General features: G+C 60.1%; 20 protein-coding genes and 1 riboswitch. Of the genes, 13 read left to right on the top strand and 7 right to left on the bottom strand.

The features are described from left to right. Nucleotides 1-12: 12 nt before the first annotated feature. Nucleotides 13-3,147, top strand: coding sequence for an efflux RND transporter permease subunit (locus IEY47_RS16670; RefSeq protein ID WP_188984719.1), 3,135 nt, complete (start codon nt 13-15; stop codon nt 3,145-3,147). After that, on the top strand, nt 3,144-4,577 hold the full coding sequence (locus IEY47_RS16665; protein WP_188984717.1) for an efflux transporter outer membrane subunit: 1,434 nt from the start codon (nt 3,144-3,146) through the stop codon (nt 4,575-4,577). Before IEY47_RS16670 ends, IEY47_RS16665 begins: the two co-directional genes overlap by 4 nt. Nucleotides 4,578-4,697: 120 nt before the next feature. On the opposite strand, the gene rhlE2 is transcribed toward IEY47_RS16665, so the two are convergent. The 3 genes from rhlE2 to ahcY all read right to left on the bottom strand — a co-directional run bounded on the left by rhlE2 (nt 4,698) and on the right by ahcY (nt 9,236). Next, nucleotides 4,698-6,566 carry an RNA helicase RhlE2 gene (gene rhlE2, locus IEY47_RS16660; RefSeq protein WP_188984715.1) on the bottom strand — a complete coding sequence of 623 codons (1,869 nt, stop codon included), beginning with the start codon at nt 6,564-6,566 and terminating at the stop codon, nt 4,698-4,700. A gap of 342 nt (nt 6,567-6,908) precedes the next feature. Then, nucleotides 6,909-7,754, bottom strand: a complete 846-nt coding sequence (metF, locus tag IEY47_RS16655) for a methylenetetrahydrofolate reductase [NAD(P)H] (protein ID WP_188984713.1) — start codon at nt 7,752-7,754, stop codon at nt 6,909-6,911. Nucleotides 7,755-7,826: 72 nt separating this feature from the next. Continuing rightward, nucleotides 7,827-9,236, bottom strand: a complete 1,410-nt coding sequence (gene ahcY, locus IEY47_RS16650; RefSeq protein ID WP_188984711.1) for an adenosylhomocysteinase — start codon at nt 9,234-9,236, stop codon at nt 7,827-7,829. A gap of 23 nt (nt 9,237-9,259) precedes the next feature. Then, a riboswitch (S-adenosyl-L-homocysteine riboswitch) is annotated at nt 9,260-9,346 on the bottom strand. Nucleotides 9,347-9,544: 198 nt separating this feature from the next. Between ahcY and IEY47_RS16645 the strand changes: the two genes are divergently transcribed. After that, the gene (locus tag IEY47_RS16645; protein WP_188984709.1) at nt 9,545-9,928 is read left to right on the top strand and encodes an acyl-CoA thioesterase; all 384 of its coding nucleotides are present in this window, start codon (nt 9,545-9,547) and stop codon (nt 9,926-9,928) included. A gap of 51 nt (nt 9,929-9,979) precedes the next feature. On the opposite strand, the gene ligB is transcribed toward IEY47_RS16645, so the two are convergent. From ligB to IEY47_RS16630, 3 genes are all read right to left on the bottom strand, one after another. Then, the gene (ligB, locus tag IEY47_RS16640; protein WP_188984707.1) at nt 9,980-11,695 is read right to left on the bottom strand and encodes an NAD-dependent DNA ligase LigB; all 1,716 of its coding nucleotides are present in this window, start codon (nt 11,693-11,695) and stop codon (nt 9,980-9,982) included. 96 nt (nt 11,696-11,791) lie between these two features. Then, nucleotides 11,792-12,982, bottom strand: coding sequence for a methionine adenosyltransferase (gene metK, locus IEY47_RS16635; RefSeq protein ID WP_188984705.1), 1,191 nt, complete (start codon nt 12,980-12,982; stop codon nt 11,792-11,794). Between the two features lie 14 nt (nt 12,983-12,996). Beyond that, a complete protein-coding gene (locus tag IEY47_RS16630; protein WP_188984703.1) occupies nt 12,997-13,995 on the bottom strand; it encodes an ArsR/SmtB family transcription factor in 999 nt (332 codons plus the stop codon). Between the two features lie 194 nt (nt 13,996-14,189). Between IEY47_RS16630 and tkt the strand changes: the two genes are divergently transcribed. Beyond that, nucleotides 14,190-16,187 (top strand): transketolase, encoded by a 1,998-nt coding sequence (gene tkt, locus IEY47_RS16625; RefSeq protein ID WP_188984701.1) that lies wholly within the window; start codon nt 14,190-14,192, stop codon nt 16,185-16,187. A 173-nt stretch (nt 16,188-16,360) separates the two neighbouring features. On the opposite strand, the gene IEY47_RS16620 is transcribed toward tkt, so the two are convergent. Beyond that, complete coding sequence (locus IEY47_RS16620) at nt 16,361-17,194, bottom strand: IclR family transcriptional regulator (protein WP_188984699.1); 834 nt, start codon at nt 17,192-17,194, stop codon at nt 16,361-16,363. A gap of 228 nt (nt 17,195-17,422) precedes the next feature. On the opposite strand from IEY47_RS16620, the gene IEY47_RS16615 reads away from it, so the two are divergent. From IEY47_RS16615 to IEY47_RS16575, 9 genes are all read left to right on the top strand, one after another. Next, a complete protein-coding gene (locus tag IEY47_RS16615) occupies nt 17,423-18,445 on the top strand; it encodes an ABC transporter ATP-binding protein (protein ID WP_188984697.1) in 1,023 nt (340 codons plus the stop codon). Further along, nucleotides 18,442-19,290, top strand: a complete 849-nt coding sequence (locus IEY47_RS16610; protein WP_188984695.1) for an ABC transporter permease — start codon at nt 18,442-18,444, stop codon at nt 19,288-19,290. The genes IEY47_RS16615 and IEY47_RS16610 overlap by 4 nt, the downstream gene beginning before the upstream one ends. Before the next feature lie 4 nt (nt 19,291-19,294). Further along, on the top strand, nt 19,295-20,089 hold the full coding sequence (locus IEY47_RS16605) for an ABC transporter permease (RefSeq protein ID WP_188984694.1): 795 nt from the start codon (nt 19,295-19,297) through the stop codon (nt 20,087-20,089). A gap of 7 nt (nt 20,090-20,096) precedes the next feature. Continuing rightward, nucleotides 20,097-20,387, top strand: coding sequence for a (2Fe-2S)-binding protein (locus tag IEY47_RS16600; RefSeq protein ID WP_188984692.1), 291 nt, complete (start codon nt 20,097-20,099; stop codon nt 20,385-20,387). Further along, the gene (locus IEY47_RS16595) at nt 20,384-21,745 is read left to right on the top strand and encodes an FAD/NAD(P)-dependent oxidoreductase (protein WP_188984690.1); all 1,362 of its coding nucleotides are present in this window, start codon (nt 20,384-20,386) and stop codon (nt 21,743-21,745) included. Before IEY47_RS16600 ends, IEY47_RS16595 begins: the two co-directional genes overlap by 4 nt. Next, nucleotides 21,742-22,863 carry an NAD(P)/FAD-dependent oxidoreductase gene (locus IEY47_RS16590; protein WP_188984688.1) on the top strand — a complete coding sequence of 374 codons (1,122 nt, stop codon included), beginning with the start codon at nt 21,742-21,744 and terminating at the stop codon, nt 22,861-22,863. The genes IEY47_RS16595 and IEY47_RS16590 overlap by 4 nt, the downstream gene beginning before the upstream one ends. A gap of 38 nt (nt 22,864-22,901) precedes the next feature. Continuing rightward, nucleotides 22,902-23,951, top strand: a complete 1,050-nt coding sequence (locus IEY47_RS16585; RefSeq protein WP_188984686.1) for an ABC transporter substrate-binding protein — start codon at nt 22,902-22,904, stop codon at nt 23,949-23,951. Nucleotides 23,952-24,212: 261 nt separating this feature from the next. Beyond that, nucleotides 24,213-25,277, top strand: a complete 1,065-nt coding sequence (gene epd / locus IEY47_RS16580) for an erythrose-4-phosphate dehydrogenase (RefSeq protein ID WP_188984684.1) — start codon at nt 24,213-24,215, stop codon at nt 25,275-25,277. A 4-nt stretch (nt 25,278-25,281) separates the two neighbouring features. Beyond that, the gene (locus IEY47_RS16575; protein WP_188984682.1) at nt 25,282-26,442 is read left to right on the top strand and encodes a phosphoglycerate kinase; all 1,161 of its coding nucleotides are present in this window, start codon (nt 25,282-25,284) and stop codon (nt 26,440-26,442) included. The last annotated feature ends 147 nt before the right edge of the window (nt 26,443-26,589 follow it).

Raw genomic sequence — 26,589 nt, 5'->3', positions numbered from 1 at the left:
GAATAAACGAACATGTCGAATTTCTTCATTGATCGACCGATCTTCGCGTGGGTTCTCGCGCTGATCATTATGCTTGCGGGCGGCCTGGCCATCCTCAAGCTCCCGGTCAACCAGTACCCGAACATCGCGCCCCCGGCCGTTTCCATTCAGGTCAACTATCCTGGTGCGTCGGCTCAGACCGTTCAGGATACGGTCGTTCAGGTCATCGAGCAGCAGCTCAACGGTATCGACCACCTGCGCTATATCTCCTCGGAAAGTAACTCCGACGGCAGTATGCGGATCATCGTGACCTTCGATCAGGCGGCAAACCCCGATATCGCTCAGGTCCAGGTGCAGAACAAGCTGCAGGCCGCCATGTCCATGTTGCCGCAGGAAGTGCAGCAGCAGGGCTTGCGCGTGAACAAGTTCCAGCAGAACTTCCTGATGGTCGTCGGCCTCGTCAATACAGACGGGACGATGTCCAACTTCGACCTGTCCAACTACATCGTGTCGAACATGCAGGATCCGATTTCACGTACGCAGGGCGTGGGTGATTTCCAGGTGTTCGGTGCGCAGTACTCGATGCGCATATGGCTCGATCCGGACAAGCTGAACAACTTCCAGATGACGCCCACCGACGTGACAGCCGCTATCCAGGCGCAAAACGTCCAGGTTTCGTCCGGCCAGTTGGGCGGCTTGCCCGCCGTCAAAGGCCAGCAATTGAATGCCACCATCATCGGCAAGACGCGTCTGCAGACGCCCGAGCAGTTCCGCAAGATTCAGCTTCGGGTGAACGCGGATGGTTCGCGGGTCTATCTCAGTGACGTCGCGCGCGTCGAGCTCGGCGCTGAGAACTACAGCATCAGTGCGCAATACAACGGCAACCCGGCGTCAGGTATCGCGGTTCGCTTGGCGACCGGTGCGAATGCGCTGGATACCGCTGAGGCCGTGCGGGCGACGGTTGCGGAGCTTGAGCCGTTCTTCCCACCCGGTGTCGAGGCGGTTTTCCCGTATGACACCACGCCAGTCATTTCGGCCTCGATCGAGGGTGTGGTACACACACTTATCGAAGCGTTCGTACTCGTGTTCCTGGTGATGTTCCTGTTCCTGCAGAATCTGCGGGCGACGATCATTCCGACGATTGCCGTTCCAGTCGTGCTGTTAGGAACATTCGGCATCCTGCTGATGTTTGGCTACAGCATCAACACCCTGACCATGTTCGCGATGATTCTCGCCATTGGTCTGTTGGTAGACGATGCGATCGTCGTGGTGGAAAACGTCGAACGGGTCATGCGTGAGGAGGGCTTGAACGCTAGAGAAGCCACGCGTAAATCCATGGGCCAGATCCAGGGTGCGCTGGTGGGCATTGGTGTAGTGCTCTCGGCGGTACTGCTGCCAATGGCGTTCTTCGGTGGGTCGGTCGGCGTAATCTACCGTCAGTTCTCCATCACCATCGTTTCGGCCATGGTGCTGTCTGTATTGGTGGCGCTGATCTTCACCCCGGCGCTGTGCGCTACGCTGCTGAAGCCGATCGACGCCGATCACCACGAAAAGAAAGGCTTCTTCGGCTGGTTCAACCGCTTCTTCGATAACCTCTCGCAGCGATATCTGGGGGGCGTGAAAGTCGTGCTCGGGCGCCGGGTGTCCTTCATCCTGATGTACGTCGTGATCGTCGGCATCATGGTCTTCCTGTTCACGCGTATCCCAACGTCGTTCTTGCCTGAAGAGGACCAGGGCGTTCTCTTTGCTCAGGTACAGACGCCGGCCGGCTCTTCAGCCAACCGCACGCAGCAGGTCGTGGATCAGATGCGCGAGTATCTGCTCACTGATGAGAAAGACACTGTCAATTCTGTATTCACCGTTACCGGCTTCAACTTTGCCGGTCGGGGGCAGAGTTCGGGTATGGCGTTCATAATGCTCAAGCCGTGGGGTGACCGCACGACCGAAGAGCAGGGTGTGTTCGCATTGGCGCAGCGCGCTCAGCAACACTTCTTCACCTTCCGTGATGCGATGGTCTTCGCGTTCGCGCCACCGGCGGTGATGGAGCTCGGCAATGCGACTGGCTTCAACTTGTTCCTCGAGGACCGCGCGGGTGTCGGTCACGACGTCATGATGCAGGCGCGTAACCAGTTCCTGGGGTTGGCGGGCAAAAGCTCGGTGCTTGCCGGGACGCGTCCGAACGGCCTTAACGACGAGCCGCAGTTCCAGCTCGTCATCGATGACGAGAAAGCGCAGGCGCATGGCGTGTCCTTGAGTGAAGTCAACAGCACGCTGTCCATCGCGTGGGGTGGTTCCTATGTGAACGACTTCATCGATCGGGGCCGGGTCAAGCGGGTCTACGTGCAGGGCGAGTCCTCGGCTCGGATGAACCCAGAAGACCTCGGCAAGTGGTACGTGCGGAACAGTTCAGGCGAAATGGTGCCGATGAATGCATTCGCCACCGGCGAATGGAGCTACGGTTCGCCGAAGCTTGCGCGTTACAACGGTGTCGGCGCTCAGGAGATCCTCGGTCAGGCCGCGCCTGGTTACAGCTCGGGTGAGGCCATGGCGGAAGTCGAAAGGATCGCTTCGGAGCTTCCTGACGGGGTCAGCTTCTCCTGGACAGGCCTGTCCTACGAAGAGCGTTTGTCAGGCTCACAGGCACCCGCGCTCTATGCGATCTCGTTGTTGATCGTATTCCTGTGCCTAGCTGCACTGTACGAGAGCTGGTCCATCCCGTTCTCAGTCATGTTGGTCGTGCCGTTGGGCATTCTTGGAGCTGTCATCGCGACCTTGGGACGCGGCCTATCTAACGACGTGTTCTTCCAGGTGGGACTATTGACCACCATCGGGCTGTCGGCGCGGAACGCGATCCTGATCGTCGAATTCGCCAAGGCGCAATACGAGTCCGGCATGTCCTACGTCGACGCCGCGCTTGAAGCGTGCCGGATGCGTCTACGCCCGATCGTGATGACGTCGTTGGCGTTCATTCTCGGTGTCGTCCCATTGGCGATTTCGAGTGGCGCTGGCGCGGGTAGCAAGCATGCCATTGGTACGGGTGTGATCGGTGGCATGCTGTCGGCCCTGGTACTCGCTATTTTCTGGATTCCATTGTTCTACGTTGTGATTGGTTCGCTATTTACCCGTAAGCGCGAAACCAGCCAGGGTGATGAGGAGAAAGTATCGTGAGGAAGTCACTCATTGCCGTCAGCCTCAGTGTCGTGATCAGCGGCTGCACGCTCATCCCGGAATACGAACGGCCGAACGCACCCATCGACAATGCATGGCCGCAGGGTGAGGCCTACGCGGCTGATGCGGCGAATAGCGACGTTCGGTTGTTGGGATGGGAGGAGTTTTTCCAGGACCCTGCGCTGAAGCAATTGGTCGGTATCGCGCTCGAGAACAACCGTGACCTCCGTGCCGCGGCGCTGAACGTACAGTCGTACGAAGCGTTGTACCGGATTCAACGCGCACAGCTGTTCCCTTCATTTACCGGCGATGCGGCGGGAACTCGCACGCGTACGCCGTCTGACCTGAGTTACTCGGGCCAGTCGACTACCGGCGGACAGTACAGCGCGACGCTCGGCGTTTCGTGGGAGATCGACCTGTTCGGCCGTTTGCGCAGCCTCAACGAACAGGCGCTGCAGCAGTACTTCGCGACCGAGGCGGGTCGGCGTGCGACGCAGATTAGCCTCATTTCCAGCGTCGCGACGGCTTACCTGACCTGGCAGGCCGATCAGGCGCTGCTGCAGTTGAGTCGCGATACGTTGGGCACCTATGACAACAGTCTGCGTATCACGCAGCGCAGCTTCGACGTGGGCGTGGCGACATCGCTTGAACTTCGTCAGGCGCAGACGGCGGTCAACAGCGCACGGGCTTCCGTCGCGCGCTATACCCGGCAGGTTGCTCAGGACCAAAACAGCTTGAACGTGTTGCTGGGGGGCGCGGCGCCTGCCGGGTTGCTGCAGCAGCGTGACCTAGGAAGCCAGCAACTGGCACAGCTTCCAGTTGGGTTGCCTTCAAGCCTGCTCAATCAGCGCCCCGACCTTCTCCAGGCCGAGTACCAACTGAAAGCGGCAAACGCCAATATCGGCGCGTTGCGCGCAGCGTTGTTCCCGAACGTCAGCCTCACCGGCTCGGCCGGCACGGCGAGCAGTCAGCTATCGGGTCTGTTCGATGCTGGGTCGGGCTACTGGAACTTCGCGCCGCAGATTTCCGTACCGATCTTCAGTGCGGGTCGCCTGCGCGCCGAGGTCGACTACGCGACGCTGCAAAAGGATGTTCGGGTCGCCGAGTACGAGCAAGCGGTACAAGGGGCTTTCCAGGAAGTGGCCGATGGTCTCGCAGCGCGCCGTACCTATGTGGACCAGGTCCAGGCACAGCGTGATTTGGTGGAAAGCACGCAGGGCTACTACGACTTGGCTGATCGCCGCTACCGTACCGGTGTGGACAGCTACCTGACATTGCTCGATGCGCAGCGTGAACTGTTTACCGCGCAACAGCAGCTGATCACGGACCGACTCAGCCAGTTGACTAGCGAAATCGATCTTTTCAGAGCGTTAGGTGGTGGATGGGACGCACAGAGCCAGGTGCAGGCAAAACAGATACCTGATGCCTGAATGATTGTCTTCGTATCAGAGCCCGGCCTAGTGCCGGGCTTTTTTACGTGTCTGAGTCTGAGCGGCAAATAAAAAGGCCCGTACTCACATAGAGTGCGGGCCTTTGCGTAGCGCAGCCTCTTAGCGATTACGCGTCAGCAGTGCTGGCTTCTCAGTACGCTTGCGCTCATCGCTGAGGCTTTCCAGCTGCTCGAGTGACGGTAGCCGTTCGCCCTTCCGTACGATCAGCGGTTGCCGCTGTTGACGTTCTTGGGGTTGTGGCTCGCCTCGCGAGAAGTTGTCGCGGTTATGCGTATCCGCTCGGCGTTGTCCCCGTTGGCCATTGGCGCCTGCACCATTGTTACGAGGGGCACCATTGCGGCCCTTGGGCTTGCCGCCACCGCGATTGTTGGCATTCGCTTGATTGGCCGTGTCGCCACGCCCCGCTGGCCTGCCGCCCTGCTGATTGCGAGCTGGCTTCTGACCACCGTTGCGACCACGACGGTTGTTGTTCTGGTTCGGGCTGACGTAATCCGCCCGATTGCCAAAGTTGTCGAAGTCGTCGTCTAGGAACTCTTCCGGGTCGCGATCCGCGGGCGCTGCCACGGTAGCCGGTTGGCTCTTCGCTACCGTCGATTCTCCAGTGCCTTCAGGACCTTTTCCGCGTCTGCGATTACGGCGGCGCTTGGTACGTTCCGGGCGGTTTTCGCCTTGCTCTGCGGAGCCGCTCGCGGCGGAAGTTGTCGCCTCGGAATCCTTGGCGGCTGCCGGACGCTTGCGCTCGCCGCGTGGTTGGCGTGGCTGGCGAGGTTCACGTGCCTCACGCGGTGCGCGGACCTCAGGCTTCTCGACTTCCAGCGTGCTGGGGTCGAAACCCTGCATGTCACCATCCGGGATACGCTGCTTCGTCAGGCGTTCGATTGCCTTGAGCAGCTTCTCTTCATCAGGCGCTACGAGCGAGATCGCCTCGCCGCTACGGCCAGCGCGACCCGTACGGCCGATACGGTGTACGTAATCCTCTTCGACGTTAGGCAGCTCGAAGTTGACGACATGAGGCAGTTGGTCGATGTCCAAGCCGCGTGCAGCGATATCGGTCGCGACGAGGATACGGATGCTGTTTGCTTTGAAATCAGCCAACGCCTTGGTGCGTGCGTTCTGACTCTTGTTGCCGTGGATCGCCGCAGCAGGCAAGTTCTGCTTGTTCAGGTATTCGGCAAGGCGATTCGCGCCATGCTTGGTGCGCGTAAACACCAGGACCTGTTCCCACGCACCCATGGTGACCAAATGCGCCAACAAGGCACGCTTCTGGTTGGCAGCGAGGCGGAAGATACGTTGTTCGATACGCTCCACCGTTGTGTTAGGCGGAGTGACCTCGATGCGCTCCGGGTCATGCAGGAGCTTGGTAGCGAGGTCCGTGATGTCTTTGGAGAAGGTCGCGGAGAACAACAGGTTCTGGCGCTTGGTCGGCAGTTTTGCCAATACCTTCTTGACGTCGTGGATGAAGCCCATGTCGAGCATGCGGTCGGCTTCGTCCAGTACCAGTATCTCGACAGCGGAGAGATCGACCGCTTTCTGGCCGACCAGATCCAACAGGCGGCCTGGGCAGGCGACAAGAACGTCGAGTCCTTTCGCCAGTGCCTTAATTTGTGGATTCATGCCAACGCCGCCAAATATGCAGGCGCTGTGTAGAGCCAGGTCACGTGCGTACAGCTTGAAGCTGTCGTGCACCTGAGCGGCTAGTTCGCGCGTGGGGGTCAACACCAGCACGCGAGGTTGTTTTTCGGTACGGCTGCACGCAGGGTCCGCCTGGCCGCCTGGGAATAGCAATTCCAGTACGGGGAGAGCGAAACCGCCGGTTTTTCCTGTGCCTGTCTGGGCGGCGACCATCAGGTCGCGACCTTGCAACACGGCGGGAACAGCCCGCTGTTGCACCGGCGTAGGTTCGGTGTAGCCCGCTGCCTCGACGGCGCGGACTAAAGCCTCGGAGAGACCGAGGGATGCGAAGGACATGGGCAATCCTGTCATATGTATGGGCGAGGCCCGGTAGGGATAGAAGCCTGGCTTGAATCGCGCGTTGGTGGCGTGATCCCGTCCGGTCCTGCTGGCTGAAGAAGCCAAGCATCCGGGCGCAAGTCTGGCGGAAGCGTTCGCAGTATATTCAGTAGCGTTACAAAAGAAAACGAGCGAGGCGGCGCAGGGCACCGGCCGGCTTAATTGCTACGGATTCATGGACAGCGATGCGGTAAATAGGTTCCGGCAAGCGTGCTCCTGATCTCCAATGAACACCCGGCAGAGCGCTGTGCCTGGTGTTCAAAGAAGCATCGCCTTCGTCCTTGAATGCGTGGAGAACAATCAAATGCCGTTGAGGTTCTTCCATATCGCCAGACACGGTTCGGCCTGGTTGAGGGTATAGAAGTGGAGGCTCGGTGCGCCGCCCTCGATCAACTGTTCACTCAAACGTGTCATGACCTCTTCGCCGAACGCCTGGATGCTGGCTGTGTCGTCACCGTAGGCTTCGAGCTGTTTGCGCAACCAGCGTGGCAGTTCTGCGCCGCAAGCGTCGGAGAAGCGCGCCAGCTTGCTGTAGTTGGTGATTGGCATGATGCCGGGGATGATCGGGATCTCCACGCCCGCCTTGCGTACGCGTTCGACGAAGTAGAAGTAGGCATCCGTATTGAAGAAGTACTGGGTGATGGCGCTGTCCGCACCGGCCTTGGCCTTGCGCACGAAATTCATCAGGTCATGCTCGAAGCTGCGTGCCTGGGGATGTGTCTCAGGGTACGCCGCGACTTCGATATGAAAGTGGTCGCCGGTCTCTTCGCGAATGAACGACACCAGGTCGTTCGCGTAACGCAACTCGCCGCTGGAAAGCCCCATGCCGGAGGGCAGGTCGCCACGAAGCGCGACTATCCGCCGGATACCCTTGCTGCGATAGAGCGTCAGCAGTTCACGCAATTCGGCCTTGCTGTCACCTACACAGGAGAGATGGGGCGCGGTCGGGATTTTTACTTCGCTGTCCAGTTGCAGAACGGTACTGAGCGTTCGATCGCGTGTCGAACCGCCCGCGCCGTAAGTGCAGGAAAAAAACTCGGGGCCGAGTTCGGCAAGCTGCCGGGCCACATTGATCAGCTTTTCGTGTCCGGCCTCGGTTTTGGTCGGAAAGAACTCGAAGCTGATGGGAAGTCGGTTGGATTTCATATGCTTTACCACGGATGTTCGACATCGTCGCAGAGACGGCAGCTTGGCTGCCAGTCCCCGCGACGGCCATGATTAGTACCGATAGGTGTCCGGCTTGAACGGGCCTTCGACCTCGACGCCGATATAGCGCGCCTGGGCGTCCGTCATACGGGTCAGTACGCCACCGAAACCTTTCACCATTTCTGCGGCGACTTCTTCATCCAGCTTCTTCGGGAGCACCATGACGGTCACGTTCGCGGTCTTCTCGGTGACCGGCAGGTCAGCGAATTTCTCCTGATACAGGTGAATCTGCGCGAGTACCTGGTTGGCGAAGGAGCCATCCATGATCCGGCTCGGGTGGCCAGTGGCGTTGCCCAGGTTCACCAGACGGCCTTCGGCCAAGAGGATCAGGTAGTCATCGTTGGCTGGGTCGAAGTTGTCCTTGCCGGTGCGGTGAATCTTGTGCACCTGCGGCTTAACTTCTTCCCAGTGCCAGTGTTTGCGAGTGAAGGCGGTATCGATCTCATTATCGAAGTGGCCGATGTTGCAGACCACGGCGCGCTTCTTCAGCGCCTTGAGCATGTTCGCGTCGCACACGTTGACGTTGCCGGTGGTGGTGACGATCAGATCGATCTTGCCCAGCAGTAGGCTGTCGATGCTGGCTTCGGTACCGTCGTTAAGACCGTTCTTGTACGGCGAAACCAGCTCGTAGCCATCCATGCAGGCCTGCATCGCGCAGATCGGATCGACTTCCGAAACCTTCACGATCATGCCTTCCTGGCGCAGGGAGGCCGCGGAACCCTTGCCTACGTCACCGTAGCCGATGACCAGTGCCTGCTTGCCTGACAGCAAGTGGTCGGTGGCGCGCTTGATGGCATCGTTGAGGCTGTGACGGCAGCCGTACTTGTTGTCGTTCTTGCTCTTGGTGACGGCGTCGTTGACGTTGATCGCTGGTACCTTGAGCGTACCGCCCTTGAGCATGTCCAACAGACGGTGGACGCCAGTGGTGGTCTCCTCGGTGATGCCGTGGATTTTTTCCAGCATCTGCGGGTATTTGTCGTGGACGATCTGCGTCAAGTCGCCGCCGTCGTCGAGGATCATGTTGGCATCCCACGGCTGGCCATCCTTGAGGATGGTCTGCTCGATGCACCACTCGTATTCCGGCTCGGTCTCACCCTTCCAGGCGAAGACGGGAATACCGGCAGCGGCGATGGCGGCAGCCGCCTGATCCTGGGTCGAGAAGATGTTGCAGCTGGACCAGCGCACTTCTGCACCCAGCGCAACCAGTGTCTCGATGAGCACGGCCGTCTGAATGGTCATGTGGATGCAGCCAAGAATCTTCGCACCTTTCAGTGGCTGCTCGCCGGCGTATTTACGGCGCAGGCCCATCAGTGCAGGCATTTCCGATTCGGCGATGATGATCTCGCGGCGACCCCATTCGGCCAAGGAAATGTCGGCAACCTTGAAATCATTAAAACCGGCAGGCGTGAGTACAGCGCTCATGCGGTGAGTCTCCATTCGTTATGTGCGAATGGGCGCCGTTGATGCGTTCTGGGAAAACGCCCCGATCGAGCCTGACAGGTCATTGGCCTGCTGCAGCGCCCCTCGCTCGGGTGGCGGGCATGGGCGGGCGGTGCCGACCATGTGAAACGGGTCGAAGTATAGCTTGGTCCAACGAGTCACCAAAGATATTCCGTCACCGCGCGGACCGGCTATCGACGCTATTAAGACGAATGACGCGACAATCAAGCGGTGCATCGGCAGCATCCGTGACGAACGCAACGATCAAGACAACAGAACAGGGAGAATTTATGAATTTCCACACACGCAAATGGGTAAAGCCTGAAGACCTCAATCCGAACGGCACGCTGTTCGGTGGAAGTCTGTTGAAGTGGATCGACGAGGAGGCAGCTATCTATGCCATCGTCCAGCTCGGCAGCCAGAGTGTCGTGACCAAATTGATCTCTGAGATCAACTTTGTCAGTTCGGCACGTCAGGGAGACATCATCGAGCTCGGCATCACGGCAACCGAATTTGGGCGTACTTCTCTCACCATGCGTTGTGAGGTGCGCAACAAGATCACGCGCAAAAGCATTCTGACCATCGACAAGATGGTGTTCGTGAACATGGGCGAGAACGGTACGCCGGTTGCGCATGGCAAGACCGAAATTACCTATATCAAGGACCAACTGTAGCGAGATATCGCCGCAGATTTCTTTCCCTCGTGTACGAGACGCCCACTGCATTCACTGTAAAACGCTGGCAATAGGCGAACGTACCGGTTGGCTGAAACCTTCTATGCCGGCTGCCGCCAGGCGCTCACGCAGCGCCACGACATCCGGATGCTGGAAGAACTCGACGAGGTTTTGCGCGCGTTTTGGTCCGATGCCGGGATGAGCGCTCCAATCGTCCACAGTCCACGAGGCGATGGTATTCCAATCGTTGGGCAGCTCCGTGCTACCACTTGGAGGAAGGCCGAGGGCGCGTAGCCATGTCTGAAACGGCTGCGACCGAGCGCGCTCTATCTGACTCAGAAACGCCGTCGACTTCCGCTCGCCGAATCCCGGCAGTGACGAGAGTTCTTGCCCGTCCAGTTCCAGCCAGTCCAGCAGGCCGGTCACCTTGCCGTGGTCGGACAGGATTTTCCACGTTCCTGGCCCTATACCGTCCAAGGCAAGGCCACGTTTGCCGCTTAGCCATTCCAGCCGCGCCATGAACTGGCTTTCGCACGCGATAGAGCGGTGCCAACAGCTGAGTTCGTTGTAGTCGTTCGGTTCGGGGCTTTTAACGGGGGCGCGTTCGGGGTTTCTGAATACGACGCTTTCCAGCTGCGGAATGGTGAGGCCCGCAAGCGCAATGGAGACTTTGTCTCCAGGTCGGATGTCGAGCTCCTGCCAGCGTCGTAGCGAACCAAGGCTCACGTTTTCGATCTGGCGGTCATCGAGGGCGACAGGAATGATTTTAAGGATTGGCGTGATTTTTCCACTACGACCGATGGTGAACTCGATCGCGGCGACGTCCGCCAGCACGCGGGAGTACGGGTATTTCCAGGCAATCGCCCAGTGCGGTGGTTCGGCGCGCCACCGCGCCGCATCTGGCCGTACGCCTCGTCGCAGGACGACTCCGTCGGTAGCGAACGGCAAAGGCGCTTCGTACCAGGTCTGGCGCCAGCGAGATGCGTCGGTGATGGTCTCGATAGGTTGAGTCAGCGCCGCGCTTTCTGCGAAACCCAATGCTGCCAGCCCGGTCAATCGATCGCGCATGGCATCCGGGCCGTTTGGCCAGTCCCATACGAAGAGGCCCAAGCCGGCGAGGTCGGCGTCGGAAGGCGCTTTCTGTGCCATCAATCCAGCGGCCCGAGACCGAGCGTTTTGGCCGCCCACTTGGGCCTGGATGTGATCGGCGAGCCTCCAGTAAAGCTCGCCTTGAAGGACCAGTCGTGGTGATGTGTCGGTCAGTTCACTAGGAATGGCCGGAATACGCTGTGCGTGCGCTGTCCAGTCCTGGCCCGTTACCCCGTCGCCACGGCTGATGACTTGAAACAAACAGCCGTTGCGATATTCGAGCGTGACCGCGACGCCGTCGACTTTTGGCTGTATCCACAGATCACGTTTATCGCCCATCCAGGCCGCAACCGCCGCACGATTCTTGGCCTTATTCAAGCCGGTTTGCGGGATAGGGTGTCGCCGGGGGCCGGAAGCGCTGGCAAGCGCATCGCTTTCCGAATGACTGATGTCCAGGCAGTTCTGCAGGTGCTCGAGATGAATCTTGGCCTGGTCGTAGATCTGGTCATCGACCAGGGACTCACCTTGGCGATGGTAGGCATCGTCCCAAAGGATCAATTGTTCGGTGAGGGTGGCAAGTTCCGCTTGCGCGACATCGCTATGCGGGCACTCTTCCGCATGCAGGTGTGCGCAGGTCAGGAAGAACAAAAGTGGAAGGCGTCGAATGAGGCTGAGCATCCTTGCTCCGGATTCATTTTGCGTGGCCCGCATGATGCCGCCACCGGAAAAATCTTTCCGGGCGGCGTTCACGCTTTTTTCAGCCAGTCGAAACGGTTAGATCCCTGCCGCGTTACGCAAGGCTTCGGCCTTATCGGTACGTTCCCAGGTGAACGTGGTGAAGGAGTCATCGCCAACGGTCAGTTGCCCTGGCTCGCGGCCGAAATGGCCATAGGCCGCAGTGGCGCGGTACATCGGATGGAGCAAATCGAGCATCGTAGTGATGGCGTACGGACGAAGGTCGAAGTGCTCGCGGACAAGTTGCACGATGCGCTCGTCACCCACCTTGCCCGTGCCGAAGGTATTGATGGAGATCGAGGTCGGTTGCGCGACACCGATGGCGTAGGACACCTGGATTTCGCAGCGGTCCGCAAGGCCCGCAGCTACGATGTTTTTCGCCACGTAGCGACCCGCGTAGGCGGCGGAGCGGTCGACCTTGGACGGGTCCTTGCCGGAGAATGCGCCACCGCCATGTCGGGCCATGCCGCCGTAGCTGTCGACGATGATCTTGCGACCGGTCAAGCCGCAGTCGCCCACCGGGCCGCCAATGATGAATTGACCCGTCGGGTTGATGTGGAACTGGGTGTCCTTGTGCAAGAGATCCGCCGGGATCACGTGCTTGACGATCAATTCCATGATCGCTTCGCGCAGGTCGCTGTTTTTCACTTCCGGGTTGTGCTGGGTCGAAAGCACGATGGCGTCGATACCGACGACCTTCCCGCCGTCGTAACGGCAGGTAACCTGGGATTTGGCATCCGGGCGCAGCCATGGGAGGAGGCCGGATTTGCGGGCTTCCGCCTGGCGCTCGACCAGCGCATGCGAGAAGCGAATCGGCGCGGGCATGAGCACGTCGGTTTCATTGCTCGCGTAGCCGAACATCAGCCCTTGGTCGCCGGCGCCCTGGTCTTCCGGCTTGGCACGATCGACGCCCTGGTTGATGTCCGGAGATTGCTTGCCGATGATGTTCATCACGCCGCATGTCGCACCGTCGAAGCCGACGTCGGAGCTCGTGTAGCCGATATCGCAGATCACATCGCGGACGATTTGCTCGAGGTCGACCCAGGCGCTGGTGGTGACTTCACCGGCGATGATCGCCACACCCGTCTTGACCAATGTTTCCACGGCGACGCGGGCATGCTTGTCCTGAGTGATGATGGCATCGAGCACGGCGTCGGAGATCTGATCGGCAATCTTGTCTGGATGCCCCTCGGAAACGGACTCGGACGTAAACAGGGAATATTCGCTCATCTATCGGTTCCTAATTACCGGTGGGTGAGGCGGTCTTCTACCGGCTTGGCAAAATGCCGTACCTGGATCTGAAAACCGTTGCGTAAACCAATGTAAAGGCTCTCCCCAGAGAGGAGGCCGGCGGCTTCGGCCCAGCGGGCCAGGTCGTCCTGTTCGAACCCAAGCCAGAGATCGCCGCAGGCCTCCCTGGCCCATTTCTGGTCATGGTTGCATAACTCAGTCAGCAAGAGGCCGCCACCTGGATTGACCAGGCGCGCCAGTCGCCCGATCGCGGTTTCGGGTTGCTCGAAGTGGTGCAGCACCATATTCACGATCACGCAGTCCGCGGCAGCTTCGCTTTCCGCAAGCGCGTCTGCCAGCTTAAGTGTCACGTTTTGCAGCTGATGTTCAACGCAGCGCTGGTTCGCTTGTTCCAGCATGGCAGGGTTGTTGTCGACGGCCGTTACGTGGCGAAAGCGCCTTGCCAGCTCCGGAAGAAACGAGCCGTCGCCAGGGCCAATCTCCAGCGCCGTAGCCTTTTCCGGCCACGATAGGGTGTCCAGCAGCGCCAGGACGCTATCGCCGTACTGCGGCAATCCTGCGATGAGATCCTGCTGTGCCTGGAATTTCTCGGCCATCCGGACGAAGAACTCATGGCTGGCGGCGGCACGCTGTTCATGGACACGGCATACGCCGTCTTGCACGGGCGCTGGCAACTCGAGCCTATCGACTTCGTCGAGCAGGGCGATATGCAACGCTCCACCCGTTCGATCGGGTTGCGGTAGCGCACGACGGTAGAAGATCGCATTGCCTTCGCGCCGTGTCGCGACGAGGCCCGCTTGGGCCAGCACTTTTAAGTGATGACTCATGCCCGACTGCCCGATCGCGAAGATCTGGGCGAGCTCCAGGACGCCGAAGGAGTCATGCGCCAACACCCGAAGCACGCGCAGGCGCAACGCATCACCGGCGGCTTTGCAGACGGCGGCAAGCAACTCGCAGGTATCGTCGGGAGCAACCGAAACGCGCATGTTCATAGGGAGCGAAGTCTAGTCGGCGATAGTGCTTGGAGCAATCTCAATATCAAAAAGTTTTGATATTGGTTTTGGTGTATCTCGACCCGATGCCATCCAATAGTGGCACCGCCGGTAATTCAGTATTTGCTAGCGACCTCTGGCTGGGCGAAAATGCACGTCCTTTTTCGACGCAATGCCCCGCAGGAGAACCATCGATGCCCAGCCGTCGCGAACGCGCCAATGCCATCCGCGCCCTCAGCATGGATGCTGTGCAGAAAGCCAACAGCGGCCACCCCGGCGCCCCCATGGGCATGGCCGACATCGCGGAAGTGCTCTGGCGCGACTATCTGAAACATAGCCCGACCAACCCACAGTGGTTCGACCGCGACCGTTTCGTCCTGTCGAACGGCCATGGTTCGATGCTGATCTATTCGCTCCTGCACCTGACAGGTTATGACCTGTCCATCGATGACCTGAAGAATTTCCGGCAGCTGCACAGCAAGACCCCGGGCCATCCCGAATACGGTTACGCACCAGGCGTTGAGACCACGACGGGCCCGTTAGGGCAGGGCATTGCCAACGCGGTCGGCATGGCGGTCGCGGAAAAAGTCATGGCTGCTCAATTCAATCGCGATGGCCATACGATCGTCGATCACTTCACCTACGTGTTCCTGGGTGATGGCTGCATGATGGAAGGCATTAGCCATGAAGTCTGCTCGCTGGCCGGAACGCTGGGCCTGGGCAAGCTCATTGCCTTCTACGACGACAACGGCATTTCCATCGATGGTGAGGTGCACGGCTGGTTCACCGACGATACGCCAGCGCGCTTCGAATCCTATGGTTGGCAGGTGATCCGCAACGTCGACGGCCACGACGCCGACGAAATCCACATGGCGATCGACACCGCTCGCAAGAGCGAACAGCCGACGCTGATCTGCTGTAAGACGATCATCGGCTACGGTTCGCCGAACAAGCAGGGCAAGGAAGAAAGCCATGGCGCGGCGCTGGGCAACGACGAAGTCACGGCTACGCGCAAGCAGCTGAACTGGGCGCACGGTCCGTTCGAAATTCCGGCAGACATCTATGCCGAGTGGGACGCGCGTGACAAGGGGGCTGCGGCCGAGAACGAATGGGTCAAGCGTTTTGCGGCCTATGAAGCGGATCACCCGGGCCTCGCGGCTGAATTCACCCGCCGCATGGCTGGCGAATTGCCGGATGATTTTTCCGCCAAGGCTTCCGAGTTCATTCGCGCCGTGGCTGAAAAGGGCGAAACCATCGCCAGCCGCAAGGCGAGCCAGAACTGCCTGAACGCGTTCGGCCCTCTCCTGCCTGAACTGCTGGGCGGCTCGGCCGACCTTGCCGGATCGAACCTGACCCTATGGAAAGGCTGCAAGCCGGTCGTTGAAGAAGACGCCTCCGGCAACTACATGTATTACGGCGTGCGCGAGTTCGGCATGACTGCCATGATGAACGGTATCGCCTTGCACGGCGGTCTCGTTCCTTATGGCGCGACCTTCCTGATGTTCATGGAATACGCCCGTAACGCCGTGCGCATGTCCGCGCTGATGAAGTTGCGCGTTCTGCACGTCTACACCCACGACTCCATCGGTCTGGGTGAAGACGGCCCGACGCACCAGCCTGTCGAGCAACTTGCCAGCCTGCGTTACACGCCAAACCTGGACACCTGGCGCCCGGCCGATGCGGTCGAAGCCGCTGTGGCCTGGAAGTATGCGGTCGAGCGCAAGGACGGCCCGAGTGCATTGGTCTTCTCACGCCAGAACCTTCCGCACAACCTGCGTGACCACGAAACCGAGTCGGCGATCGCGCACGGCGGCTATATCCTGAAAGACTGCATCGGCGAGCCGGAGCTGATCTTGATTTCGACCGGTTCCGAAGTTGGCCTGGCGATGCAGGCATACGACCAGCTGATCGCGAAGGGTGTGAACGTCCGCGTGGTCTCCATGCCATCCACCAGCGTCTTCGATCAGCAGGATGCCGCGTACAAGCAGAAGGTTCTACCGGTGGAAGTCTCCGCTCGTATCGCCATCGAGGCCGGCCATGCGGACTTCTGGTACAAGTACGTCGGCCTCGAAGGCCGCGTGATTGGCATGACCACTTACGGTGAGTCGGCGCCTGCTGGACAGTTGTTCGAGCATTTCGGCTTTACCGTGGAGAACATTCTCTCGGTGGCTGAGGAGTTGCTGGAGGACTGATTGTCGTAAGGCGCCGTCTTCAAACGGCGCCGGTTTTTTTTGTAGGAGCCCACTTGTGGGCGATCACGCCAATTCAGCCGGCACAGAGTCGTCGACTAGATCCGGACGCCCACAAGCTGATCGCAGCCCGGTGGGCTCCTACAGGAAGCGTCATTTGCACGACAAACGATTTGTTATTCCCCGCCCCCAAAAATACGCGACGGCCTGCGCAGCAGCGGATCGAACGGATTGATCCGTGGCGTAATCGCGTTCGCCTCCCGCTTGAGCAGCTCGATCACCGTCGGCATCCGGTCTGGCCCCAGGCGGTCGCTGATGGTTGCCACGCTCAATGCCGCAACTGAATGCCCGTTGCGATCCAGAATGGGCACTGCTACCCCCGCCATTCCTTGAAGCAACCCCGTATTACGGTTCGCGAAACCCTGGGCCCGCACGCGCTCGATCTCGGCGCGCAGCATCACTTCGTCATAGAGATGCATCTCCTGTAGCCGAGGCAGGTTGTAGCGGATCACCGCTTCACGTTCCTCCTCTGGCAGGAAGGCCAGAATCGCGAAGCTGCCTTGGCCGATCCCCAGCGCGACGCGCCCCCCGATATCTCCTGTAAAGGTTCGAATCGGGAAGGGGCCTTCGCTTCGATCCAGGCAGATCGCATCGAATCCGCTACGTGCCAGCAGGAACAGGGAGTCGTTGATCGATGCTGAGAGGCGCAGCAGCGTCGGGCGCACCAAGTCGCGCAGGTTGGTGATGTTGCCGGCCTTGGCTGCCAGCGCGAACAGCTCGAGGCTCAATCGATAGCGTTTGCTGCGACCGTCCTGCTCGACCATGCCCTCATCCACCAGTTGCTGTAGGAGTCGGTGCACCGTGGGTTGAGACAGGCCGACCCGCTCAGCCAGGCGCGACACCTTTTCGCCATCCGTCGTATCAGAGAGCGCACGCATGATCAGAAAGGTTCTTGAGACCGATCCTGTCGAAGAATTCTTATCAGTGGAATTATTTTCAGAATCAACCATTAGTAATTTCACTAAACGGAATAAATAAGAAATAACCTTCGATATATGGAATATCGTGTTGAGTCCATCCTAAATCGCGGCCTACTCTGCGTCCATCGGGTCATTCGAATAACAAAGCCCACCGTTTTCTTGCTGTACCAACCATAAAAGTCATTCGGCTTTCGCCCTTCGAATCTGCCCAGAACCGTCGTGCCCTTGGTACGCCTGATGTGAGGAGGTAGATTCAGAATGGCTTTCCTGTCCCTGGAAGGGTTGACCAAGCGCTACGCGGATGTCGCCGCTGTGGCCGATACGAACCTCACGATCGAGAAAGGCGAATTCGTTTCCCTGCTGGGTCCCTCAGGGTGTGGCAAGACCACCACGTTGCAGATGATCGCGGGATTCGTCGACGTCACCGAGGGACGGATCGTTCTCGATGGACGCGACGTCACCCACGCCAAACCAAGCTCGCGCGGGCTGGGCGTCGTTTTCCAGAGCTATGCGCTGTTCCCGCACATGACCGTTGCGGATAACGTTGCCTTCGGCCTCTTGATGCGCAAGGTGGCCAAGTCCGAGCGGGATGAGCGCGTCAGGAAAGCGCTTTCGCTGGTTCGCCTCGACGCTCATGCCGAGCGTTATCCACGTGAGTTGTCAGGTGGTCAGCGTCAGCGTGTGGCACTGGCGCGCGCGTTGGTCATCACACCGCCGGTTTTGTTGCTGGACGAGCCCCTGTCCAACCTCGACGCAAACCTGCGCGAGGAGATGCAGTACGAGATCCGCCGCATCCAGCGTGAAGTGGGCATCACCACGCTGATGGTCACCCATGACCAATCCGAAGCACTTTCCATCAGCGATCGCGTCGTGGTCATGGAAGCCGGGCGTATTACCCAGATCGACGCGCCTTACCGTCTCTATGAACACCCCCGTACACGCTTCATCTCCGACTTCGTCGGCAAGGCGAATCTGGTGGGTGGGCGCGCGGGTTCAGCCGGTCAACAAGAAGTCTGCAAGGTGGGCGAGGGCGACTTCCAACTCAGTCTGCGCCCCGAGAAGATTCGCCTGACCGAGGTGGGCCAAGGGCTGTTGGACGGCGAGATCCGTACACGGTTCTTTCTTGGCAGCCAGTGGTTGTATCGCGTTGAAACGCCGCTGGGTGAGCTGACGGTCGTCAGGCCTAACGAAGGTTCGCTTCCACTTGAAGACGGCACACGGGTCGGGCTTGTCTGGTCGACCGAGCTGCTGCGGCCTCTTGAAGAGGATGTACGCGCATGAAGGCCTTGCGGGGCTACCTGCTGACCGGGCCCGCGTTCGCGTTGTTCGCCGGCCTGCTCATACTGCCGCTGGGGCTGACGCTGGTGCTGTCGTTCAACGTGTTCGACTACAACACCGGTGTCGATGCCGACGCCTACACGCTGGACCACTACGCCGAGGTCTTCGGCGATTCCTACTTCTACGAAGTGTTCTTCCGGACGCTGTGGATCAGTGCGCTGACGACCTTGCTCTGTGTGCTGATCGGCGTACCCGAGGCGTACATCCTAAGTCGCATGAAGGCGCCATGGCGATCGGTCTTCCTCATTCTGATCCTGACTCCGCTGCTCATTTCCGTCGTGGTACGCGCATTCGGCTGGAGTCTGCTGCTGGGCGCTGACGGCCTGGTAAACCAGGCGATCCAGGCGCTGGGTGGCAATCCTGTAAAGCTGCTCTATACGCCGTTCGCCGTGGTGATCGCGCTGGTCCACGTGATGCTGCCGTTCATGGTGATCCCGGTCTGGACGTCGCTGCAGCGGCTTGACCCACTCGCGGAGCAGGCCGCGCTTTCGCTGGGGGCGAGCCAGGCGACCGTCATGCGCAAGGTGGTTCTGCCGCAGATCCTGCCGGGTGTGCTTTCGGGCAGCCTCATCGTCTTCGGGTTGGCCGCCAGCTCCTTCGCGATTCCCGGCCTGTTGGGCGGGCGCCGCCTGAAGATGGTGGCCACGTTGATCTACGACCAGTACCTCGCCGAGTTGAACTGGCCCCTGGGCGCCACCGTAGCGGTGCTGCTGCTGGTACTGAATCTGGTGGTGATGCTGACTTGGAACCGCATCATCGAACGCCGCTACAAAAAGGCCCTGGGGTAATCCGATGTCCAGAAACGGTCCTCTCGCATTGTCTTTTCACGCCCTTGTCGTGATCTTCATGCTCGCGCCGCTGGTGGTGGTGTGCCTCGTCGCATTCACGCCGGAAAACACGTTGAGCCTGCCGACCAGCGGATTCTCGCTTCGCTGGTTCGAGGCTGTATTCGAACGCGCCGACTTTCTCGATGCCTTCCACAACAGCCTGATACTCGCCTTCTCGTCGGCCACGCTGGCGACGTTGATCGCGGTGCCGGCAGCATTGGCCATTACGCGGCTGCATTTCCCCGGGCGGGACTTCCTCAACGCGCTGTTCCTGTCGCCCATCATCATTCCGCATCTGGTGCTCGGTGTGGCGATGCTCAGATTGTTCGCGCTGATGGGCGTGAGTGGCAGCTTCAGCTGGTTGATCCTCGCGCATGTCGTCGTGATCACGCCGTATGTGCTGCGTCTGGTACTCGCGGCCGCAGTCGGGATGGATCGCAGCGCCGAGCAGGCGGCGGAGTCGCTTGGTGCAGGTCGGGTCTCGCTGTTCTGCCGCATCACCCTGCCGATGATCCTGCCGGGTGTGGCCGGTGGGTGGCTGCTGGCGTTCATCAACAGTTTCGACGAGGTGACGCTTTCCATTTTCGTCACGTCCCCGGCGACCCAGACGCTGCCGGTACGCATGTATGTCTACGCGACCGAGTCCATCGACCCGATGATGGCCGCCGTGTCGGCCCTCGTCATCGCACTGACAGTGGTGACCATGGTCGTGCTCGATCGTGTGTACGGCCTCGACCGTGTGCTGGTCGGTAAGCAGTGAGGGTGCCATGGCATTGTTGAAACGTCTGGCCGAGCTGGATCGTCCCCAGGTCGACTTTGTGCTCGATGGTCAGCCCGCTATCGCGTTGCAAGGCGATACGCTGCTGACGGCGCTGCTCTGTTCCGTGGATGCCTTGAAGGGGAGTGATTTCAGTGCAGAGCCGCGGGCGGGCTTCTGCCTCATGGGTGCCTGTCAGGATTGTTGGGTTCGCCTGGAGGATGGGCGCCGTGTTCGCGCCTGTTCGACCCTCATCGAGCCAGGTATGCAGGTCACGCGTGAGCCGGGACGTCAGCCATGAATAGCACTCATGTGGTGATCGTGGGGGCGGGGCCGGCAGGTGTTCGCGCGGCAGAAACACTGGTACGCAAAGGTGTGGCACCGGTGCTCATAGATGAAGGAATGCGCGCCGGCGGGCAGATCTATCGCCAGCAGCCGCAGGGTTTCTCCCGTCCAGCCAAAGCGCTCTATGGCTTCGAGGCTTCCAAGGCGAATGCTATTCACGTGTGCGCCGAAGACCTGGCCAGTCAGATCGATTACCGGCCGAAAACGCTGGTCTGGAATGCCAATGCCGACACCCTCGATCTGCTGTGTGACGACCGATTCGAGCAGCTCGGCTATGACCGCCTCATCGTCGCGACGGGCGCCACCGACCGTGTGTTGCCCGTACCCGGGTGGACGTTGCCTGGCGTTTACACACTAGGAGCCGCGCAGATCGCCTTGAAGTTTCAGGGCTGTGCGATCGGTGATCCCGTTGTGTTCGCCGGGACCGGACCGCTGCTCTATCTCGTTGCCTATCAGTACGCCAAGGCGGGCGCGAAGGTCACGGCTGTGCTGGACGAGGCCGGTTTCTCCGACCAATGTCGCGCCCTTCCCGGGCTGTTGCGTCAACCGAGCACGCTGGCAAAGGGGCTGTATTACCGAGCCTGGTTGCTGGCGAATGGTGTGCGTGTGGAGCAAGGCGCGAGCCTGGTCCGGATCGACGGTGAAAAGCGCGTGGCCTCGGTGGCCTGGCAGCAGGGTGGAGTCGAGCACAGTTTGCCGTGCTCGGCTGTGGGGTTTAGCTATGCCCTGCGCAGCGAGACGCAATTGGCGGATCTCCTCGGGTGTGAATTCGTCTGGAGCCCCTTGAATCGGGCCTGGTTGCCTCGGCGAGATGCTTCTGGGCGAAGTAGCCTCGAACACGTTTATCTGGCCGGCGATGGTGCCGGGATCATGGGCGCCGATGCCGCGGAAATGGCGGGCGAGCGAGCCGCATTGGCGGTATTGCAGGACATGGGTATCGCTGTCGATGGCGCGCGAGCCGAAAAGCTGGAGCGCGGACTGGCTCAGATCGAACGCTTCCGAGACGGATTGGAGCATGCATTTCCCTTCCCCGAAGGCTGGGCGGCGAAAGCCGATGACGCCTTGATGCTATGTCGTTGCGAGGAAATTCGTGTCGGCCAGCTGCGCGATGTCGTGCGCGCGGGGGCGGTAGACATCAATCGCGCCAAGGCGCTTTGCCGCGTTGGCATGGGTCGCTGCCAGGGGCGCATGTGCGGTGCGGCGGCGATGGAGATCATCGCTTGCGAAAGCGGCCTGACGATCGATTCGGTCGGACGCTTGCGCGGCCAGGCGCCGATCAAGCCGTTGCCGTTCGCTGTGGGGCCCGACGCATGAGCGCTTTAGTCGAGACCGATGTGGTGATTATCGGTGGCGGGATCGTCGGTGCTTCGGCGGCCTTGTTTCTGCGCCGTCGCGGCATGGAGGTCGCACTTATCGAGCGCGATTACTGCGGCTCGCGTTCCAGTGGTGTGAATTTCGGCGGTGTACGTCGGCAGGGGCGCCCTTTGATCCAGCTGCCGCTCGCCCAGCGGGCGCATGCGATCTGGAACGATTTGCCGGGCCATATCGGTATCGATGGCGAGCTGGTTCGCTCTGGTCATCTCAAACTGGCTCGCAGTGACGAAGACATGCGTTCGCTCGAACGTTATGAGGCCGAGACGCGGGGCTTCGACATGGGGCTCGAATTGCTCGGAGAGGATGACATACGGCGACGTTACCCGTGGGTTGGAAAGAGTGCCGTGGGTGCCTCGCTGTGTCCGGCGGATGGTCACGCCAATCCTCGGCTGATTTCACCGGCGTTCGCCGTTGCAGCGAAGCGCCTCGGTGCGCACGTGTACGAGCAGACACCGGTCGTGCGCGTCGAGGATGCGGGGGATGATTTTCTGGTTACCGCAGGTGATGGGCTCCGCTTTCGCGCTCCTTGGCTTCTGAACTGCGCGGGCGCTTGGGCCGCTGGCTTGGCCCTGCAATATGGCGAACCCGTGCCGATGCGCGCCGGCCATCCAGCCATGCTCGTGACCGAGCCCTTGCCGGTGTTCATGACGTGCAGTACAGGGGTCGAGGGTGGCGGTATCTACGCCCGGCAAGTCGCTCGCGGTAACTGCGTGATCGGCGGCGGTCAGGGGTTTGCATTGGACGATCGCCGTGCCCGGGTGGATCAGCAGGCGGTCGTCACGCTACTCCGTCAGGCCACTACGTTGTTTCCGTCGCTCCATGGTGCCCATGTCATTCGGACCTGGAGCGGTACCGAGGGCTACCTGCCTGATCGCCAGCCTGTGATCGGTTTCAGTCGTATGCGGCGAGGGCTCGTGCATGGTTTCGGTTTTGCCGGAGGAGGATTTCAGATCGGCCCGGCCGTAGGCGATGTCTTGGCGGAGCTGGTCTGCGAGGGCGCGAGTCGCACGCCAATCGAGCCCTTTTCCATTCAGCGTTTCCAACACGTGGCCGCCTAGTGCGGCCTATTCATCCAGCCAAAAAGGAAGGTCGCTACATGAGGAACGTCACAAAACGCACCGCACTGACCGGTCTGCTCGGTCTAGCCATCGCCGCAGGAAGCGGCGCCACCTTTGCCGCGGAAACCCTCTACCTGGGCATGAACGGCGGCACCATGGAGCGCCTCTATGCGGATAAGGTCCTGCCTGCGTTCGAAAAGGCCAATGACGTCAAGGTAGTGATCGTGCCCGGAACGTCCGCCGATATCCTGGCCAAGGTTCAGGCGGCAAAGGACAAGCCGCAGATGCACGTGATGTTCCTCGACGACGGCGTGATGTATCGCGCCATTTCCATGGGTCTCTGTTCTCCACTGGAAAAGAGCGAATCGCTATCGCAGATTCCTGAAAAAGCGTTGATCAAGGATCAGGCCGCTGCGGTGAGCATTGGCGTCACCGGCCTGGCCTACAACACGCGGATGTTCAAAGAAGAAGGCTGGGAAGCACCGACCTCCTGGATGGATATGGCCGATCCGAAGTTCGAGGAGAAACTGGTCTTCCAGTCGATGCCGTCTTCCAGTTTCGGTCTGCACGGCTTCCTGGCCTACAACCGCATCAAGGGTGGCACCGAGGCGGACGTCGAGCCCGCATTCAAGGCCTGGCCGGATGAGGTCGGGCCGAACGTGCTCGAGTACATTCCGAGTTCGGCCAAGATTTCGGAAATGGTGCAGACCAACGAAGCGGCGCTGTTCCCACTGACCCCGACGCAGGTCACCGCACTGAAAATGCGCGGTGTACCGGTCGAATATGCCCAGCCGAAAGAAGGTGCGGTGGTACTCAACGTGGCTGAGTGCGTGATCGCCAACAATTCAAATTCGGCGTTGGCGCAGAAGCTTGCCGCATTTTTGCTGACACCTGAGGCGCAGGCCGCTGCGCTGGAGTTCGGTGATCAGATCCCGTCGAATCCCAATACACCGACGACTGACAAGACCCGCGGCCAGGTCGAAGCCATGGCGGAGTATCAGAAAACCGCGCTCGTCATTGATTGGGATCAGATCAACCAGGCGCGCCCGGAATGGAATTCAAGGTGGAATAGGACTATTGAGCGTTAGAGGTCTTTAAGTGGGAGCCGGGCCGCGGCTCCCAATTCCAGTCGCTTCACCGCATAATGCCGGCCTTCGTAGCTTGATGCTGTTCACATAAGTCGGATCTGTAGCTTTCTAGTTCGTGGGAGCGGGCCATGCCCGCGATTTATGGGCATGGTCTATCGCTGCCTGACACGTCCCCACAAGCAGAAAAGTTCTTATTGAACAGCGTTAAGTTTCCGCTGGCCTTATACGGCTTCAAACGATTCGACGGGAACCTGGCATTTCATGGCTTCACGCCCTTACCGAGTCGCCCTCAACGGCTACGGCCGCATCGGCCGTTGTGTACTGCGCGCCTGGCATGAGCGGTCGCCCTCGCCGAACTTCGAGATCGTCGCCCTCAATGATCTCGCCGACGCTGCTTCCATCGAATATCTCACCCGCTTCGACTCTACCCATGGCCGCTTTCCCGGTTCGGTTCATGCCGGAGCCGATTGCCTGGACGTGAATGGAAGCCGGGTGCAGGTGTTTCGCGAGGGTGAGCCGGAAGCTGTGAATTGGCGGGGACTGGATGTCGATCTTGTCCTCGAATGCTCTGGCGTGTATCCAACGCGAACTGCTGGAGAACGATTCCTTCAGGCAGGCGCGCCGCGAGTGCTGTTCTCGCAGCCCATGGCGAGCGAGGCGGATGTCGATGCCACCATCGTTCAGGGCGTGAATCAGGCGACCCTTACGGGCAAGGAAAGGCTCGTTTCCGCTGCGTCCTGCACTACCAATTGCAGCGTTCCGCTGCTGCGCTTGCTGAACGAGCGCGTTGGCCTCGAATACGTCTCCATCACCACCATCCATTCGGCCATGAACGATCAGCCGGTGATCGACGCCTTCCACGACGCAGACCTGCGCCGTACTCGTTCGGCGTTTCAGTCGATGATTCCGGTATCCACAGGTTTGCCGCGCGGGATCGAGCGCCTGCTTCCGGAACTAAGCGGTCGAATACAGGCCAAAGCGATTCGTGTGCCGACAGTGAACGTGTCCTGCCTCGATATCACTCTGCAAACGGCGACCGATGTGACGGCCGACGCGATCAACCGGATGCTGCGCGAAGCCTCCGAACAAGGCCCCTTGCAGGGTTTGCTGGCCTACACCGAACTGCCGCACGCCAGTTGCGATTTCAACCATGACCCGCATTCGGCGATCGTCGACGGCAGTCAGACCCGGGTATCCGGCCCTAGGCTGGTGAACCTGTTGGCCTGGTTCGACAATGAATGGGGGTTCGCCAACCGCATGCTCGACGTTGCGAGCCATTTCCTCGACGTCGCTCACTCACATAGCAATTCCATTGCAAAGGACTGATCGCATGACCGTTTTGAAAATGACTGATCTCGACCTCACCGGAAAACGCGTACTGATTCGCGAGGATCTCAACGTGCCGGTGAAGGATGGCAAGGTCAAAAGCGATGCCCGTATCGTCGCCTCCCTGCCCACGATCAAGCTGGCGCTGGAGAAAGGTGCTGCCGTACTGGTGTGCTCGCACCTTGGACGCCCTGAAGAAGGCGTCTATAGCGAAGAGGACAGTCTCAAGCCAGTCGCCGATTATTTGTCCAAGGCACTGGGACGCGACGTCCCGCTGGTCAAGGATTACCTGGACGGCGTCGAGGTTCAGCCTGGTCAGGTCGTATTGCTGGAAAATGTGCGCTTCAACAAGGGCGAGAAGAAAAACACCGATGAGTTGGCGCAGAAATACGCCGCGTTGTGCGATGTTTTCGTGATGGACGCTTTCGGTACTGCGCACCGCGCCCAGGGTTCGACCCACGGCGCCGCCAAGTTTGCGAAGGTCGCCGCCGCCGGTCCACTGCTCGCGGCTGAACTGGACGCGCTTGGCAAGGCACTTAACAGTCCAGCACGTCCGCTGGCCGCTATCGTCGCGGGCTCGAAGGTGTCCACCAAGCTGGATGTGCTGAACAGTCTGAGCAGCCTTTGCGACCAACTCATCGTGGGCGGTGGCATTGCCAACACTTTCCTCGCTGCCGCAGGTTACAAGGTAGGTAAGTCGCTGTACGAAGCAGATCTGGTCGATACCGCCAAGGCCATCGCGGCCAAGGTCAACGTGCCGCTCCCGGTCGACGTGGTGGTCGCCAAAGCATTTGCAGAGGATGCCGAGGCCACTGTCAAGGCGGTCGGCGATGTCGCCGACGACGATATGATTCTGGACATCGGTCCGCAGACGGCGAAACAGTTCGCCGAGTTGCTGAAGTCTTCCAAGACCATTCTGTGGAACGGTCCAGTGGGCGTGTTCGAGTTCGATCAGTTCGGTGAGGGCACCAAAGCGCTGGCTCTTGCCATCGCGGAAAGCCCGGCGTTTTCGATCGCAGGTGGCGGCGACACCCTGGCGGCCATCGACAAGTATGGCGTGTCGGAGAAGGTGTCCTATATCTCCACCGGTGGTGGTGCGTTTCTCGAATTCGTCGAAGGCAAAGTGCTCCCAGCGGTAGAAATCCTCGAGGAGCGCGGTCGCTAGGTCAGCGGCACCACGTGCAGGTCATGAAGGTCCAACCGGATAAACCCGTCTGGAGGATCTGCACATGCGCCCGTTTGCTCTCGTACTGTTGGCTCTCGTTCTGTCTGGTTGTGCTGGTGGCGGTTCCGGAAGTGCGTGCGAAGTGTT

This window comes from Pseudomonas matsuisoli (assembly GCF_014647635.1).
GTDB lineage: Bacteria > Pseudomonadota > Gammaproteobacteria > Pseudomonadales > Pseudomonadaceae > Pseudomonas_P > Pseudomonas_P matsuisoli.
This window is presented reverse-complemented; position numbering and strand designations above follow the sequence as displayed.

Excerpts from the sequence above, each read along its gene's own strand:
- IEY47_RS16575 (WP_188984682.1), top strand. The coding sequence starts at position 25,282 with ATGACCGTTTTGAAAATGACTGATCTCGACCTCACCGGAAAACGCGTA.
- IEY47_RS16600 (WP_188984692.1), top strand. The coding sequence starts at position 20,097 with ATGGCATTGTTGAAACGTCTGGCCGAGCTGGATCGTCCCCAGGTCGAC.
- IEY47_RS16605 (WP_188984694.1), top strand. The coding sequence starts at position 19,295 with ATGTCCAGAAACGGTCCTCTCGCATTGTCTTTTCACGCCCTTGTCGTG.
- IEY47_RS16645 (WP_188984709.1), top strand. The coding sequence starts at position 9,545 with ATGAATTTCCACACACGCAAATGGGTAAAGCCTGAAGACCTCAATCCG.
- IEY47_RS16595 (WP_188984690.1), top strand. The coding sequence starts at position 20,384 with ATGAATAGCACTCATGTGGTGATCGTGGGGGCGGGGCCGGCAGGTGTT.
- metF (WP_188984713.1), bottom strand. The coding sequence starts at position 7,754 with ATGAAATCCAACCGACTTCCCATCAGCTTCGAGTTCTTTCCGACCAAA.
- tkt (WP_188984701.1), top strand. The coding sequence starts at position 14,190 with ATGCCCAGCCGTCGCGAACGCGCCAATGCCATCCGCGCCCTCAGCATG.
- epd (WP_188984684.1), top strand. The coding sequence starts at position 24,213 with ATGGCTTCACGCCCTTACCGAGTCGCCCTCAACGGCTACGGCCGCATC.
- IEY47_RS16615 (WP_188984697.1), top strand. The coding sequence starts at position 17,423 with ATGGCTTTCCTGTCCCTGGAAGGGTTGACCAAGCGCTACGCGGATGTC.
- ahcY (WP_188984711.1), bottom strand. The coding sequence starts at position 9,236 with ATGAGCGCTGTACTCACGCCTGCCGGTTTTAATGATTTCAAGGTTGCC.
- IEY47_RS16620 (WP_188984699.1), bottom strand. The coding sequence starts at position 17,194 with ATGGTTGATTCTGAAAATAATTCCACTGATAAGAATTCTTCGACAGGA.
- ligB (WP_188984707.1), bottom strand. The coding sequence starts at position 11,695 with ATGCTCAGCCTCATTCGACGCCTTCCACTTTTGTTCTTCCTGACCTGC.
- IEY47_RS16590 (WP_188984688.1), top strand. The coding sequence starts at position 21,742 with ATGAGCGCTTTAGTCGAGACCGATGTGGTGATTATCGGTGGCGGGATC.
- IEY47_RS16585 (WP_188984686.1), top strand. The coding sequence starts at position 22,902 with ATGAGGAACGTCACAAAACGCACCGCACTGACCGGTCTGCTCGGTCTA.
- metK (WP_188984705.1), bottom strand. The coding sequence starts at position 12,982 with ATGAGCGAATATTCCCTGTTTACGTCCGAGTCCGTTTCCGAGGGGCAT.
- IEY47_RS16610 (WP_188984695.1), top strand. The coding sequence starts at position 18,442 with ATGAAGGCCTTGCGGGGCTACCTGCTGACCGGGCCCGCGTTCGCGTTG.
- IEY47_RS16630 (WP_188984703.1), bottom strand. The coding sequence starts at position 13,995 with ATGAACATGCGCGTTTCGGTTGCTCCCGACGATACCTGCGAGTTGCTT.
- IEY47_RS16670 (WP_188984719.1), top strand. The coding sequence starts at position 13 with ATGTCGAATTTCTTCATTGATCGACCGATCTTCGCGTGGGTTCTCGCG.
- rhlE2 (WP_188984715.1), bottom strand. The coding sequence starts at position 6,566 with ATGTCCTTCGCATCCCTCGGTCTCTCCGAGGCTTTAGTCCGCGCCGTC.